Origin of the sequence: Pseudomonas sp. LS1212 (assembly GCF_024741815.1) — a bacterium.
Classification (GTDB): domain Bacteria; phylum Pseudomonadota; class Gammaproteobacteria; order Pseudomonadales; family Pseudomonadaceae; genus Aquipseudomonas.
Genome location: NZ_CP102951.1, coordinates 1,731,488 through 1,746,416 on the forward strand (window position 1 = coordinate 1,731,488; position 14,929 = coordinate 1,746,416).

10 protein-coding genes are annotated in these 14,929 nt (G+C 61.9%); 4 read left to right on the forward strand and 6 right to left on the reverse strand.

What is annotated here, in order from left to right; translation table 11 throughout:
- Positions 1-66: 66 nt before the first annotated feature.
- Both NVV94_RS08110 and NVV94_RS08115 read right to left on the reverse strand, forming a co-directional pair.
- The gene (locus NVV94_RS08110) at positions 67-696 is read right to left on the reverse strand and encodes a LysE family translocator (protein WP_258446685.1); all 630 of its coding nucleotides are present in this window, start codon (positions 694-696) and stop codon (positions 67-69) included.
- A gap of 82 nt (positions 697-778) precedes the next feature.
- Positions 779-2,128: an NCS2 family permease gene (locus NVV94_RS08115; protein ID WP_408733456.1), complete on the reverse strand. Its 1,350-nt coding sequence runs from the start codon at positions 2,126-2,128 to the stop codon at positions 779-781.
- Between the two features lie 362 nt (positions 2,129-2,490).
- Between NVV94_RS08115 and NVV94_RS08120 the strand changes: the two genes are divergently transcribed.
- Complete coding sequence (locus NVV94_RS08120; protein ID WP_258446686.1) at positions 2,491-3,264, forward strand: GntR family transcriptional regulator; 774 nt, start codon at positions 2,491-2,493, stop codon at positions 3,262-3,264.
- Between the two features lie 165 nt (positions 3,265-3,429).
- Entirely contained in the window at positions 3,430-4,125 is a 696-nt protein-coding gene (aqpZ, locus tag NVV94_RS08125; RefSeq protein WP_258447648.1) for an aquaporin Z, read from the forward strand.
- 49 nt (positions 4,126-4,174) lie between these two features.
- Here the strand turns inward: aqpZ and guaD are convergent, their stop codons facing one another.
- From guaD to xdhA, 4 genes are all read right to left on the reverse strand, one after another.
- Positions 4,175-5,479: a guanine deaminase gene (gene guaD / locus NVV94_RS08130; RefSeq protein WP_258446687.1), complete on the reverse strand. Its 1,305-nt coding sequence runs from the start codon at positions 5,477-5,479 to the stop codon at positions 4,175-4,177.
- Positions 5,480-5,486: 7 nt separating this feature from the next.
- Complete coding sequence (gene xdhC, locus NVV94_RS08135) at positions 5,487-6,332, reverse strand: xanthine dehydrogenase accessory protein XdhC (protein ID WP_258446688.1); 846 nt, start codon at positions 6,330-6,332, stop codon at positions 5,487-5,489.
- Between the two features lie 83 nt (positions 6,333-6,415).
- Entirely contained in the window at positions 6,416-8,818 is a 2,403-nt protein-coding gene (gene xdhB, locus NVV94_RS08140; RefSeq protein ID WP_258446689.1) for a xanthine dehydrogenase molybdopterin binding subunit, read from the reverse strand.
- Positions 8,811-10,265 (reverse strand): xanthine dehydrogenase small subunit, encoded by a 1,455-nt coding sequence (gene xdhA / locus NVV94_RS08145; protein ID WP_258446690.1) that lies wholly within the window; start codon positions 10,263-10,265, stop codon positions 8,811-8,813. The genes xdhB and xdhA overlap by 8 nt, the downstream gene beginning before the upstream one ends.
- A 311-nt stretch (positions 10,266-10,576) precedes the next feature.
- Between xdhA and NVV94_RS08150 the strand changes: the two genes are divergently transcribed.
- Together NVV94_RS08150 and smc are read left to right on the forward strand one after the other, a co-directional pair.
- A complete protein-coding gene (locus NVV94_RS08150; protein ID WP_258446691.1) occupies positions 10,577-11,236 on the forward strand; it encodes a GntR family transcriptional regulator in 660 nt (219 codons plus the stop codon).
- 2 nt (positions 11,237-11,238) lie between these two features.
- Positions 11,239-14,727 (forward strand): chromosome segregation protein SMC, encoded by a 3,489-nt coding sequence (gene smc / locus NVV94_RS08155; protein ID WP_258446692.1) that lies wholly within the window; start codon positions 11,239-11,241, stop codon positions 14,725-14,727.
- Positions 14,728-14,929: the final 202 nt, after the last annotated feature.

Here is a 14,929-nt window from a genome sequence, read left to right on the forward strand (position 1 = left end):
GCAAGCCCGCTCCCACAGGGGGGGGCGCCGGCTTCTGTGGGAGCGGGCTTGCCCGCGATGAGGCCATCAGGCACGACTCAACAACGAAGCCGCCCCAGCCCCGCCGAACAACCCCGCACTCACCCGGTTGAACCAACTCTGCCCCTTGCCGCTGCGCAGGTAGCGCGCCGCGCCATGGGCGCTCAGGCCGTAGGCCAGCTTGCAGGCAAGGTCCAGCACCGCCCAGGTGGCAATCATGATCAACAACTGGCCGAGAAACGGTTTGTCGGCACTGAGAAACTGCGGCAGGAAGGCGGCGAAGAAGAGGATGTCCTTCGGATTGCTCGCGCCCAGGGCGAAGGCACGCCAGAACATCGCGCCAAAGCGCGGGAGCGGGGTGACCTCGGGTACTTCGCTGGCGTGCCCCGGTTGCCGCGACTGTTGCCAGCTCTGCCAGGCCAGGTAGAACAAGTACAAGCCACCGACGATCTTCAAGGCGCTGAACAACTGCTCCGAAGCCAGCAACAGCGCGCCCAGCCCCAGCGCCGATGCACTGAGCAGGCAGATCGACGCGCTCACCCCACCGAGAAACGCCGGGTAAGACCGGCGCAAACCGTAATTCAGGCTATTGCTGATCATCAGCAGGGAAAGGGGGCCGGGGATCAGGATCACGATCAATGCCGCACCACTGAACAGTAGCCAGGTTTCAAGACTCATTACTTTTCTCCCCCCTTATTTTTCTCTTTATGTGCAAAAGCCTCACCCGAGGGTGAGGCTTGTTTGACCAATGTTGTCGCAGTTACAAGAAGATAAACTTGGCGACAAAGATCGCACAAAGTGCATACAGACTGACAGAGATTTCTTTGTGCCTGCCGGTACCGACCTTGAGCACGACGTAGGTGATGAAGCCCAGGGCGATACCATCGGCGACCGAGAAGGTCAGCGGCATCATGATTGCGGTGACGATCGCCGGAATGGCGTCGGTCGATTCTTCCCAGTCGATATGGGCCATGCCGCCCATCATCAGCATCGCCACATAGATCAGTGCACCGGCGGTTGCGTAGGCAGGAATCATGCCTGCCAGTGGTGCGAAGAACATGGCGACAATGAACAGCACGCCAACGACGACGGCGGTCAAACCGGTGCGGCCACCGGCCGCCACACCCGCGGCACTTTCTACGTAGCTGGTCACGGGAGGCACGCCGACCACCGCGCCGAATACGCTGGAGGCACTGTCGGCCTTGAGCGCGCGGGACAGGTTTTCGATGCGGCCGTCGGCATTCACCAGGTTGGCCCGCTGGGCGACGCCCATCAGGGTGCCGGCGGTGTCGAACATGTGCACGAAGAGGAAGGCCAGGACCACGCTGATCATGCCGACGTTCAACACGCCCGCCACGTCCATGGCCATCCAGGTCGGTGCCAGGCTCGGCGGCATGGAGAAGACCCCGCCGTATTCCACCAGGCCAAGGCCCCAGCCGGCGAGCGTCACGGCAATGATGCTGATCAGAATCGCACCGAACACACGGTGGTAGCTCAATACCGCGATCATCAGGAAGCACACTGCGGCGAGCAGTGGGCCGGGTTCACGCAGCGAACCCAGCTTGATCAGGGTTGCTGGACTGTCGACGACAATGCCGGCGGTTTTCAGGCCGATCAGGCCGAGGAACAGCCCGACCCCCGCGCCCATGGCATAACGCAGGCTCACGGGAATGCTGTTGAGCAGCCATTCACGTATCCGCGAGAGGGTCAGTATCATGAACAGCACACCGGAGACGAACACTGCGCCAAGGGCGGTTTCCCAGGAGTAGCCCATGGTCCCGACCACGGTGTAGGTAAAGAACGCGTTGAGCCCCATGCCCGGCGCCAGGCCGACTGGCCAGTTGGCATACAGGCCCATCAGCAGGCAGCCCAGGGCTGCAGCGATGCAGGTGGCGACAAAGGCTGCACCGTGATCGATCCCGGCATCGGCCATGATGTTCGGGTTCACGAAAATGATGTAGGCCATGGTGATAAAGGTCGTCACACCTGCGATCACCTCGGTTTTGACGGTGGTGCCATGCAACTTGAGTTTGAAAATCCGCTCCAGCCAACTGGTGCTCAGCGGTGGGGCGAGATCCAGCGTAGGGGCTTCGGATTTGTTACTTTCCACAGCATGTACTCCTCAAGGCTCTTCTTGTTTTCCAGAACCGTACCTGCGCGTGCACTAGGGGGTTCTGCGAGGCGGATAGGGATGGCGCAGGCGTCCGGACCGGTTTGTTGACCGTGGAGTCAGGAAGTTGCACGAGAGGATTATGCTTTTGTATACAAATAAAGCAAATAATGTTTTTGCGATTGTCGGCAATTAATTCGTCATAGCGGCTATAACCGCCATCTCGGCCTGCAGAAATGGCTGCCGATGTGTACAATTGCCAGTACCTTTACCCGTGTTTTTTCACGCAAGGCTTGCCATGGACCCACTGGCTGGTATTACAGTCAGGGTCTCACAGCCGGAATCTTTACCCTAGAGTGCCCATGAACGATCAGCTGCAACCTCTCAAGAAACCCTCGCGTGCAGGCAAGGCCGGCCGTAGCGGAACCCAGGACGACATCGTCTATGCGCATATCTTCGAGGCGATTCTCGAGCAACGCCTGGCGCCGGGAACCAAGTTGAGCGAGGAAGCCCTGGGCGAGATCTTCGGGGTCAGCCGCACCATCATCCGCCGGGCGCTGTCGCGTCTGGCCCATGAAGGCGTGGTGCTGTTGCGGCCCAATCGCGGTGCGGTGGTCGCAAGCCCGAGCGTCGAGGAGGCGCGCCAGGTGTTCTTTGCCCGGCGCATGGTCGAGCGCTCGATTACCGAGCTTGCCGTGCAACACGCCACGGCCGAACAGATTGCCGAACTGCGACAGATGGTGCAGGACGAACGCGACAGTTTCTCCCGCGGCGATCGTGGCGCCGGTATCCGCCTGTCCGGGGAGTTCCACCTCAAGCTTGCGGAAGCGGCGATGAATGCCCCGCTGATCAGCTTCCAGCGCAGCCTGGTGTCGCAGACCTCGTTGATCATCGCCCAGTACGAAAGCGGCAACCGCTCGCACTGCTCCTACGATGAACACACCCAGCTGATCGATGCCATCGAAGCCCGCGATGCGGTGCTCGCGGTGAATCTGATGATGCACCACATGGATCACATCGACAGCAAGCTCAACCTTGATGAGGAAAGCGCGTCAGATGATCTGCATGCGGTGTTCTCGCACCTGCTGCAAACCAGGAAGCCCGGGCGTTCCAACCCCACCTCCGTCAAAGGCTGAGTCCAGTGGCAGCGACCGCGACCACGAGTTCGCGGTGCTGGCGCGAATTTAGGCGTGTGCTAGATTCACTGTCAATCAACCGTTCAACCCAGCAAACCCTGATCGAGCAAATGGAATTGCGACTTAACCGTTAGCGTTCAATTATGCGAGGACAGGTTCATGTCAATGCCCCTGAGCAAGCGGATGGCGGCTGAATTGATAGGTACGTTCTGGTTGGTGTTGGGGGGTTGTGGCAGTGCAGTACTGGCTGCAGCCTTTCCCGATGTAGGCATCGGTTTGCTCGGTGTCTCTTTCGCGTTTGGTCTGACTGTCCTGACGATGGCGTTCGCCATCGGCCATATTTCCGGGTGTCATCTCAATCCTGCCGTCTCCGTCGGGCTGGTCGCGGGCGGGCGCTTTCCTGCCAAGGAGCTGCCGGCCTACATTGCCGCGCAGGTGATTGGCGGCATTCTGGCGGCGGCATTGATCTACTTCATTGCCAGCGGCAAGGCCGGATTCGACCTCTCCGGTGGCCTGGCTTCCAATGGCTATGGCGAACACTCGCCGGGCGGTTACTCGCTGGCTGCAGGTTTGGCCAGTGAAGTGGTGATGACGGCGATGTTCCTGCTGATCATCATGGGTGCCACGGACAAGCGAGCGCCGGCAGGCTTTGCGCCAATTGCCATCGGCCTGACACTGACGCTGATCCACCTGATCTCCATTCCAGTGACCAACACCTCGGTCAACCCTGCTCGCAGTACGGGCCCGGCATTGATTGTCGGTGGCTGGGCGATCCAGCAATTATGGATGTTCTGGGTGGCACCGATCATTGGTGCGATCATCGGCGGCGGGCTCTACCGCTGGCTGGGCAAGGAAGACTGATTGGCTGCAGCTGCAGGTACACCTCGGTGGCCCGCAGCCGCATGCACGCTTAACGCTGGTGAACGAGCTTGCCGGCAGCATAGGTCTGCTGCACGGTGCGGTCATCACCCAGCGTCATCAGAACGAACAAGGTCTCTTCAATGCTGCGCGACTGCTGGATCCGGTAGGACAGCAGTGGCGTGGCGTTGTAGTCCAGTACCACGAAGTCGGCGTCGCTGCCCGCTTGCAGGCTGCCGATGCGGTCTTCCAGGCGCAACGCCCGGGCGCCGCCCAGGGTGGCCAGGTACAGTGACTTGAAGGGGCTCAGGCGGGCCCCCTGCAGTTGCATGACCTTGTAGGCTTCGTTGAGCGTCTGCAGCAGCGAGAAGCTGGTGCCGCCGCCGACATCGGTGCCCAGGCCGACGTTGAGCTTGTGCTTCTCGGCCATCGGCAAGTTGAACAGGCCGCTGCCCAGGAACAGGTTCGAGGTCGGGCAGAAGGCGATGGCCGAGCCGGTCTCGGCCAGGCGCTGGCATTCCTCGTCGCACAGGTGCACGCCGTGGGCGAACACCGAGCGCTGGCCGAGCAATTGGTAATGGTCGTAGACGTCCAGGTAGCCCTTGCGCTCGGGGAACAGCGCCTTGACCCACTCGACTTCCTTGAGGTTTTCGCTGATGTGGGTCTGCATGTACAGATCCGGGTACTCGCTGAGCAATTGCCCGGCCAGGGTCAGCTGTTCCGGCGTGCTGGTCGGCGCGAAGCGCGGGGTCACGGCGTAATGCAGGCGGCCCTTGCCGTGCCAGCGATCGATCAGCGCCTTGCTTTCGACGTAGCTCGATTCGGCCGTGTCGGTCAGGTAGTCCGGGGCGTTGCGGTCCATCATCACCTTGCCGGCAATCATCCGCAGGTCCAGGCGCTCGGCCTCTTCGAAAAAGGCCTCGACCGATTCCGGGTGCACGCTGCCGAACACCAGTGCGGTGGTGGTGCCGTTGCGCAGCAGTTCTTCGATGAAGATCTTCGCGACCTGATCGGCATGGGCCTTGTCGGCGAACTGGCGCTCGCACGGGAAGGTGTAGGTATTGAGCCAGTCCAGCAGCTGTTCGCCGTAGGAGCCGACCATGCCGGTCTGTGGCAAGTGGATATGGGTGTCGATGAAGCCGGGGGTAATCAGCGCATCCTGATAGTGGATGACTTCGACCTCGGCGGGCAGGCTGGTGAGCAGCACCTCGGCCGGGCCTACGGCCGCGATCTTGCCGTCTTCGATCACCAGCAGGCCGTCGGCGAAATATTCATAGGAGGCCTCGATACCCACTTCGGCAGGGTCGGCGAGGCTGTGCAGGATGGCGGCGCGATAGGCTTTACGGGTCAGGCTCATAAGGCTCTCATTGAATGGCTTGGCTGCGCCGTGAAGAGGGCAGCAATTGGGCAATGGGTTCGGCGTGGGTAGTGGTTTGCTGGCCGAAGTTTGCGTTGTAGGTGGCGATGATTTCGGCGGCGATGGACACGGCGATTTCGATCGGCAGTTTGCCCTTGACCTCGGCGATGCCCATCGGGCAGCGCATGCGCTGTACCACCGCCGGGTCAAAGCCGCGGTCGCGCAGGCGGTGTTCGAACTTGACGCGCTTGGTCCGCGAGCCGATCAGGCCGAACCAGGTAAAATCGTTGCGCTTGAGAATCGCCGCCGTCAGCTCCAGGTCGAGCTGATGGTTGTGGGTCATGACGATGCAGTAGCTGCCCGCTGGCAGGTCCTGGACTTCATCGACCGGCTCCTCGCTGACGATCTTGATCACGCCGTCGGGGATCTGCTCGGGAAACTCCTGTTCACGCGAATCGATCCAGCGCACCCGGCAGGGCAGGCTGGCCAGCAGCGGTACCAGGGCGCGGCCGACATGGCCGGCGCCAAACACGGCGATCTGCGCCTGGACCCGGCCCATGGGCTCGAACAGCAGCACGGTGGCGCCGCCGCAGCACTGGCCCAGGCTGGCGCCCAGGCTGAAGCGTTCCAGGTGCGTGTCCTGGCGACCGCTGGCGAGCATCTCGCGGGCGATTTTCATCGCCTTGTATTCCAGGTGGCCGCCACCGATGGTGTCGTACAGGTGCTCGGCGCTGACCACCATCTTGGAACCGGCATTGCGCGGCGTCGAGCCGAGCTCTTCGATTATGGTCACTAGCACGCAAGGTTCGCCACGGTCCTGCAGGTCGGCCAGGGCGCTGATCCAGTTATGCATGTTTCTCACCTCTCCTGTGGGGCGGCCTTGTGGGAGCGGCCCCGGCCGCTCCCACAAAGACCGCTCCCACATTCAGACGCATTTCAGACTATTTCCGGTGCGGCTGGCTCGTTGGCTACCAAGTGCTCCGCCACCGCCTTGCGCATCTGCTCACAACCCCACAGCACCCGCTCCGGCGTCGCCGGCGCATCGATCTGCGGTTGCTCGCGGTAGTCGGCCAAACTCGCCACGGCGTCCTTGATCGCACACCAGGCGGCGATGCCGAGCATGAACGGCGGTTCACCGACGGCCTTGGAGTGGAATACGGTGTCTTCCGGGTTCTTGCGGTTCTCGACCAGCTTGACCCGCAGGTCGATCGGCATGTCAGCCACGGCCGGGATCTTGTAGCTCGCCGGGCCATTGGTGACCAGCTTGCCCTTGGCGTTCCACACCAGTTCCTCGGTGGTCAGCCAGCCCATGCCCTGGATGAATCCGCCTTCGACCTGGCCGATATCGATGGCCGGATTCAACGAGGCGCCGACATCGTGGAGGATGTCGGTGCGCAGCATCTTGTACTCGCCGGTCAGGGTGTCGACGATCACCTCGGCGCAGGCAGCGCCGAAGGCAAAGTAGTAGAACGGCCGACCACGAGCCTGGGAACGGTCGTAGTAGATCTTCGGCGTCTTGTAGAAACCGGTGCTCGACAGCGACACCTGGGCAAAGTAGGCCTGCTGGATCAGCTCTTCGAACGTCAGGATCTGCTCACGCACGCGCACATGGCCGTTGCGGAACTCCACGTCCTCTTCGCTGACCTTGTACTGCCGCGCGGCGAATTCCACCAGGCGCTGCTTGATGATTTCCGCGGCGTTCTGGGCAGCCTTGCCGTTCAAGTCGGCGCCGCTGGATGCCGCGGTCGGCGAGGTGTTGGGCACCTTGTCGGTGTTGGTGGCGGTGATCTGGATGCGGCTGAAATCAACCTGGAACACCTCGGCGACCACCTGGGCCACCTTGGTGTTCAGGCCCTGGCCCATTTCCGTGCCGCCATGGTTCAGGTGGATGCTGCCGTCGGTGTAGATGTGCACCAGGGCGCCTGCCTGGTTGAGGAAGCTGGCGGTGAAGGATATCCCGAACTTGACCGGGGTCAGCGCCAGGCCTTTTTTCAGCACCGGGCTGTTTGCGTTGAAGCGGCGGATCGATTCGCGGCGTTCGGCATAGTCGCTGCTGGCTTCCAGTTCAGCGGTGATTTCCTCGAGCATGTTGTGCTCGACAGTCTGGTAGTAATGGGTGACGTTGCGTTCGGTCTTGCCATAGTAGTTGGCCTTGCGCACGGCCAGCGGGTCGAGCACCAGGTGCCGGGCAATGCGGTCCATGACCTCTTCGATGGCGACCATCCCTTGCGGGCCGCCGAAGCCGCGGTAGGCGGTATTGGAGGCAGTGTTGGTCTTGCAGCGGTGGCCGTTGATGGTCGCATCGCCCAGGTAGTACGAGTTGTCGGAGTGGAACATGGCCCGGTCGACAATCGAGTTCGACAGGTCCGGTGAGCAACCGCAATTGCCGGCCAGGTCCATGGCGATGCCATGCAGGCGACCGCTGTCGTCGAAGCCCACATCATATTCGATGTAGAAGGGGTGACGCTTGCCGGTCATGATCATGTCTTCGACCCGTGGCAGGCGCATCTTGGTCGGCTGCCCGGTCAGGTGCGCGATCACCGCGCACAGGCACGCCGGGCTTGCCGCCTGGGTTTCCTTGCCGCCGAAACCGCCACCCATGCGGCGCATGTCGACCACGATCTTGTTCATCGACACATCGAGCACTTCGGCGACCAGCTTCTGCACTTCGGTGGGGTTCTGGGTCGAGCAGTAGACGATCATGCCGCCGTCTTCGGTGGGCATCACCGAGGAGATCTGGGTTTCCAGGTAGAAGTGTTCCTGGCCGCCGATGTGCAGCGTGCCTTGTAGCCGGTGCGGGGCAGTGGCCAGGGCGGTGGTCGAGTCGCCGCGCTGATGGGTATGGCTGTCGAGCACGAAATGTTTCTTGCGAAAGGCCTCGACCACATCCAGCACCGGTTCCAGGTCCTCGTACTCGATGATCGCAGCCATGGCCGCCTGACGTGCGGTCTCCAGGTCGCGGGCGGCGACGGCGACCACCGGTTGGCCGACGAACTCCACGGTATCGATGGCCAGCAGCGGGTCGCCCGGCATCAATGGGCCGATATCTTTGAGGCCCGGCACATCTTCATGGGTAATGGCGATGCGCACGCCTTCGAAGGCGTAGCAGGGCGTGGTATCGACCTTGACGATGCGGGCATGGGCGCGATCGGACAGGCGTGCATAGACATGCAGCTGGTTCGGGAATTCCAGGCGGTCGTCGATATACACCGCTTCGCCGGACACGTGCTTGTCGGCGCTGTCGTGCTTGAGGCTGCGGCCCACGCCCGTGGTCAGGTCCTGCTGAAACAGGGCGGCGAGCTCGTCCTGGGTTTTCGGGGTGCAGTGATGATTAGACATAAGCGGTCACCCGAGTCTCGATGTGCGGCGTTTGCAGTTCGATGAAGTATTTGCGCAGCAGGTTCTGCGCGCTGAGCAGGCGGTATTCCTTGCTCGCACGGAAGTCCGACAGCGGCGTGAAATCTTCGGCCAGGGCCTTGCAGGCGCGTTCGACAGTGGCCTGGTTCCAGGCTTTGCCGAGCAGTGCGGCTTCACAGGCCTTGGCCCGTTTCGGCGTGGCCGCCATGCCGCCGAAGGCAACCCGTGCCTCGGCAACCAGGCCGTCTTCCAGGCGCAGGTTGAATGCGGCGCAGACGGCGGAAATATCGTCGTCCAGGCGCTTGGACACCTTGTACGCGCGGAACGTCCATTGCGCCTGGGCACGGGGCACGATGATCTTCTCGATGAACTCGCTTTCCTGGCGCGCCGTGATGCGGTAATCGATGAAATAGTCTTCCAGTGCCAGTGTACGGGTGGTGTCACCCTTGCGCAGAACGATCTGCGCGCCCAGGGCGATCAGCAGGGGCGGCGAATCGCCAATCGGCGAGGCGTTGCCGATATTGCCGCCCAGGGTCCCCTGGTTGCGGATCTGCAGCGAAGCGAAGCGGTGCAGCAATTCGCCGAAATCCGGGTATTCGGCGGTCAGGGCGTCATAGCAATCGGTCAGGGACGTGGCCGCGCCGATTTCCAGGCGATCGTCGAAACGTTCGATGCGCTTCATTTCGGCGACATTACCCACATAGATCATCACCGGCAGTGTGCGGTGGAATTGGGTGACTTCCAGCGCCAAGTCAGTGCCGCCGGCCAGCAGTCGGGCTTCGGGGTGCGAGCCGTACAGGTCGGCGAGGTCGGCCACGGTCAAGGGCACCAGGCAGCGCTTGTCGCCGCTGTTCAGTTCGCCGATGTCCTTCGGCGCGATGGCCTTGAGGGTCGCGACGGTCTGCGCTTCACGGGTATCGAACTGGTCGCCGCGCGCCTGGCAGCAGGCCTGTTCGGCAGCCGCCAGGATCGGCCGGTAGCCGGTGCAGCGGCAGAGGTTGCCGGCCAGGGCTTCCTGGGCCTTGTGCAGGTCTGGTGCATCGCTGTTCTTTTGCAGGGCAAACAGCGACATGACAAAGCCAGGGGTACAGAAGCCGCACTGCGAGCCGTGGCAATCGGCCATGGCCTGTTGCACGCTGTGAAGCCGGCCCTGGTGCTTGAGGTCTTCAACGCTGATCAGTTGCTTGCCGTGCAGCGACGAAACAAAGGTCAGGCATGAGTTGAGGCTGCGGTAGCGTATGTGCTCGCTGCCGTCGTCAGCGGCGCTCAATTCGCCGACCACGACGGTGCAGGCGCCGCAATCGCCGCTTGCGCAGCCTTCTTTGGTGCCGGATTTTCCCAGATGCTCGCGCAGATACTCGAGCACTGTCAGGTTCGGATCCAGGGCATGCTCACTGCGCAGCTCCTGGTTAAGTAGAAACTGGATCACGGAAGGCCTCACAAGCGGATTATTGTTGTTGATCGATATGAGCTGAATTTAGTCAGATCTGACTTTTTGGTCAATGTTTTTCTGACTTTCAGGTCAGGAAAATTTGCACAAACGGTTCATCTCGATCGACGGTCCTTTATATAAGGGTAGAACGTCGTGGGCACAGTACCCGGGCACTATTATTCTTTGCGGGTTCTTGCAGGCTTCTTGCGCGTTTCGTGCCACATTCGAGCGTTTCTCCCCTGCGCTTGCAGGTATCAAGTGCGCTACACTGCGCCGCTTGTACAGATCGATGATTTCGAAGGACAACAATGACGTTCAAGGCGCCGGACAGCCTCTGCGAACAAATCGCCCATTACCTTGCCGAACGCATCATTCGCGGGGAGCTCAAGCCTGCCGAGCGCATTCAGGAGCAGAAGGTTACCCAGGCCTTGAACGTCAGCCGTGGTTCGGTGCGCGAGGCACTGTTGATTCTCGAACGGCGTCATCTGGTGACGATCCTGCCCCGGCGCGGCGCCCATGTGACCGAGTTGAACGAACACAATGTGCGCAGCCTCTGCGCCCTGATGAGCGAGATGTATATCCTGCTCGGCAATGCGGTGGCCAAGGGCTGGAAGGTTCAGGCGGACCTGGCGCCGTTCCTGCAGATCCAGCAGCGCCTGCAGGCCAGTTTCGAGCGTCAGGATATCAAGACGTTCGTGGAAGACAGTTTCAATGTGATGCGCGCGGCCTATCCGTTCGCCGATAACCCGTACCTGCAGGAAACCGTCGAAAACCTGCAGCCGGCCATGAGTCGCACCTACTACCTGGCCCTGGATCAGCGCAAGGCGGAAATGAGCGAGTACCTGACTCTGTTCGCTCAGTTGCTCGAGGCGGTGGTGGCGCGTGATCAGCCACGTATCCGTGTGGTGCTCAGCGAGTACACCCAGCGCAGTTGCAACCTGGTGCTTGCTGCGATGGCGGTCGCCTAGGCATGCGCCTCAAGTGCATCAAGCTGGCCGGGTTCAAATCGTTCGTCGACCCGACGACGGTGAACTTTCCCAGCAACATGGCCGCTGTGGTCGGGCCCAATGGTTGCGGCAAGTCCAATATCATCGATGCGGTGCGCTGGGTCATGGGCGAAAGTTCGGCGAAAAATCTGCGCGGCGAGTCGATGACCGACGTCATCTTCAATGGCTCGACCACCCGCAAGCCGGTCAGCCAGGCCAGTATCGAGCTGGTATTCGATAACTCCGACAGCACCCTGGTCGGCGAATACGCCAGTTACGCGGAGATTTCCATTCGGCGCAAGGTGACGCGCGACAGCCAGAACAGCTATTTCCTCAACGGCGCCAAATGCCGTCGTCGTGATATCACCGATATTTTCCTCGGCACGGGCCTGGGCCCACGCAGCTACTCGATCATCGAGCAGGGCATGATCTCCAAGCTGATCGAGGCCAAGCCCGAAGACCTGCGCAACTTCATCGAAGAGGCCGCCGGCATCTCCAAGTACAAGGAGCGCCGCCGGGAAACCGAGAACCGCATTCGCCGCACCCACGAGAACCTGGAACGCCTGACCGACCTGCGCGAAGAGCTGGAGCGCCAGCTCGAACGCTTGCACCGTCAGGCCCAGGCCGCCGAGAAGTATCAGGAATACAAGGCCCAGGAGCGTCAGCTCAAGGCGCAGCTCTCGGCCCTGCGCTGGCAGGCGCTGAACGAACAGGTCGGCCAGCGCGAGGCGGTGATCGGCGATCAGGAAGTCGCCTTCGAGGCACTGGTGGCCGAGCAGCGCAATGCCGATGCCAGCATCGAGCGCCTGCGTGATGGCCATCATGACCTGTCCGAGCGCTTCAGCCTGGTGCAGGGGCGTTTCTATTCGGTGGGCGGCGACATCGCGCGGGTCGAGCAGAGCATCCAGCACGGCCAGCAGCGCCTGCGTCAATTGCAGGACGATCTGAAGGAGGCCGAACGGTCGCGACTCGAGACTGAGTCGCACCTGGGCCATGACCGTACCTTGCTGGCGACCCTGGGCGAAGAGCTGGCCATGCTCGAGCCCGAACAGGAAATGACCAGCGCCGCTGCCGAAGAGGCTGCCGCTGCCCTGGAAGAATCCGAAAGCACCATGCATGGCTGGCAGGAGCAGTGGGACAGTTTCAATACCCGCTCGGCCGAGCCCCGGCGCCAGGCCGAGGTGCAGCAGTCGCGCATCCAGCAGCTGGAGCACAGCATGGAGCGGCTGGCCGAGCGCCAGCGCAGGCTCGGCGAAGAGCTGACCCTGCTGGCAGCCGACCCTGAAGACGCGGCCATTCTCGAGCTGGGTGAGCAACTGGCCAGCAGCGAATTACTGCTTGAAGAATTGCAGGCGCGCGAAGAGCAGAAGGTCGAGCGCCTCGAACAGCTTCGCAACGCCTTGCAACAGGCTTCCCAGGCCCAACAGCAGGCCCAGGGTGAATTGCAGCGCCTCAATGGCCGGCTGGCCTCGCTCGAAGCCTTGCAGCAGGCTGCGCTCGACCCCGGGACAGGTACCGCCCAGTGGCTGCGTGAACAGGGGTTGGACCAGCGCCCGCGCCTGGCCGAAGGGCTGCGGGTGGCGTCCGGTTGGGAATTGGCGGTGGAAACCGTGCTGGGGGCTGACCTGCAAGCGGTGCTGGTCGATGATTTTGCCGGTTTCGATCTGGCCGGGTTCGCCCAGGGCGACTTGCGCCTGCTCGATCCGGGCCACGACGCAGTGCGCGTGCCGGGCAGCCTGCTCGACAAGGTCGAGAGTGCAGTTGATCTGGCGCCCTGGCTGGCCCAGGTCAAACCGGTCGAAGACCTCGATGCGGCGCTGGCACTGCGCGCCAGCCTGGCGCCGGGCGAGAGCCTGATCAGTCGCGATGGCTACTGGATTGGCCGGCATTTCCTGCGGGTTCGCCGCGCCAGCGACGCGCAGAGCGGGGTGCTGGCGCGCGCGCAGGAGCTGCAAAGCCTGGGGGGCGAGCGCGAGGAGCGCGAAGCGGCGCTGGCGACCCTGGAAGAACAGTTGCAAGGCTTGCGCGAGCAGCAGAAGCAGGAAGAGGAAAGCCGTGAGCAACTGCGCCGACGCCTGCAGGATGAGGCGCGCCAGCAGGGCGAGCTCAAGGCACAGCTGTCGGCCGGCAAGGCCAAGATCGAACAACTGACCCTGCGCCGCCGTCGGCTCGATGAAGAATTGACTGAACTGGCCGAGCAGCGTGCCGTCGAGCACGAGCAAGTCGGCGAGTCGCGCCTGCAATTGCAGGACGCCCTCGATATCATGGCCCAGGACACCGAGCAGCGGGAATTGCTGCTGGCCCAGCGCGACAGCCTGCGCGAGCGGCTCGATCGGGTCCGCCAGGAAGCCCGCCAGCACAAGGATCATGCCCATCAGCTGGCCGTGCGCCTGGGTTCCCTGCGGGCCCAGCATGACTCCACGCGCCAGGCGCTGGAACGCCTGGAACTGCAATCGGAGCGCTTGACCGAAAAACACGAACAACTGAGTCTGAACCTGGAGGAGGGCCAGGCGCCGCTCGAAGAGCTGCGGCTCAAGCTTGAAGAGTTGCTGGAGCGGCGCATGGCCGTCGACGAGGAAATGCGTCAGGCGCGCATGCAGATGGAAGACGCCGACCGCGAGCTGCGCGATGCCGAGAAGCGTCGCACCCAGGCCGAACAGCAGTCGCAACTGTTGCGGGGCCAGCTCGAGCAGCACCGGATGGAGTGGCAGGGCCTGAGCGTCAGGCGCAAGGCCCTGCAGGAACAATTGCACGAAGACGGCTACGACTTGCACGGGGTGTTGGCCACCCTCGCCAGCGAAGCCAATGAACAGGAGGCCGAACAAGAACTCGAGCGCATCGACGCAAGGATCCAGCGTCTGGGCGCGATCAACCTGGCGGCCATCGACGAGTATCAGCAGCAGTCCGAGCGCAAGCGTTACCTCGACGCTCAGGACGCCGATCTGGTCGAAGCCCTGGACACCCTGGAAAACGTCATTCGCAAGATCGACAAAGAGACCCGCACCCGCTTCAAGGATACCTTTGATCAGATAAACGGCGGTTTGCAGGCATTGTTTCCAAAAGTTTTCGGTGGCGGCAGCGCATATTTGGAACTGACGGGCGAAGATTTACTCGATACAGGGGTAACGATCATGGCGCGTCCGCCTGGCAAGAAGAACAGCACCATTCATTTGCTCTCTGGTGGAGAGAAGGCCCTGACCGCACTGGCCCTGGTATTCGCCATTTTCAAACTGAACCCGGCGCCGTTCTGCATGCTCGACGAAGTGGACGCGCCGCTCGATGATGCCAACGTTGGACGCTATGCGAAGCTGGTGAAGGAAATGTCGCAAACGGTGCAGTTCATCTACATCACCCACAACAAGATCGCCATGGAAATGGCCGATCAGCTGATGGGGGTTACCATGCACGAGCCGGGTTGTTCGCGTCTGGTGGCGGTGGACGTAGAGGAAGCGATGGCGATGGTCGAGGCCTGATCGGTGGCGATCAGGCAAGACAACGTGTCAATTGCCGGGGACATGTGCGACAGACGGTGTAAAGTTGTCTTTGGTCGTGCTAGTTTAGTGTTTACTTTTTTGTATGCGTGGGGAAAACGCCTGTCAGAACATAGAGTTGGCGCCACGTTTTAAAGGGGTTTAAACCCTTTATTTTCAGCATTTTCTATTCGAGGCACAGGAT

Coding starts and splice junctions, on each gene's coding strand:
- guaD (WP_258446687.1), bottom strand. CDS start 5,479: ATGAGCCTGACCCGTAAAGCCTATCGCGCCGCCATCCTGCACAGCCTC.
- aqpZ (WP_258447648.1), top strand. CDS start 3,430: ATGCCCCTGAGCAAGCGGATGGCGGCTGAATTGATAGGTACGTTCTGG.
- smc (WP_258446692.1), top strand. CDS start 11,239: ATGCGCCTCAAGTGCATCAAGCTGGCCGGGTTCAAATCGTTCGTCGAC.
- NVV94_RS08110 (WP_258446685.1), bottom strand. CDS start 696: ATGAGTCTTGAAACCTGGCTACTGTTCAGTGGTGCGGCATTGATCGTG.
- NVV94_RS08150 (WP_258446691.1), top strand. CDS start 10,577: ATGACGTTCAAGGCGCCGGACAGCCTCTGCGAACAAATCGCCCATTAC.
- xdhB (WP_258446689.1), bottom strand. CDS start 8,818: ATGTCTAATCATCACTGCACCCCGAAAACCCAGGACGAGCTCGCCGCC.
- xdhC (WP_258446688.1), bottom strand. CDS start 6,332: ATGCATAACTGGATCAGCGCCCTGGCCGACCTGCAGGACCGTGGCGAA.
- NVV94_RS08120 (WP_258446686.1), top strand. CDS start 2,491: ATGAACGATCAGCTGCAACCTCTCAAGAAACCCTCGCGTGCAGGCAAG.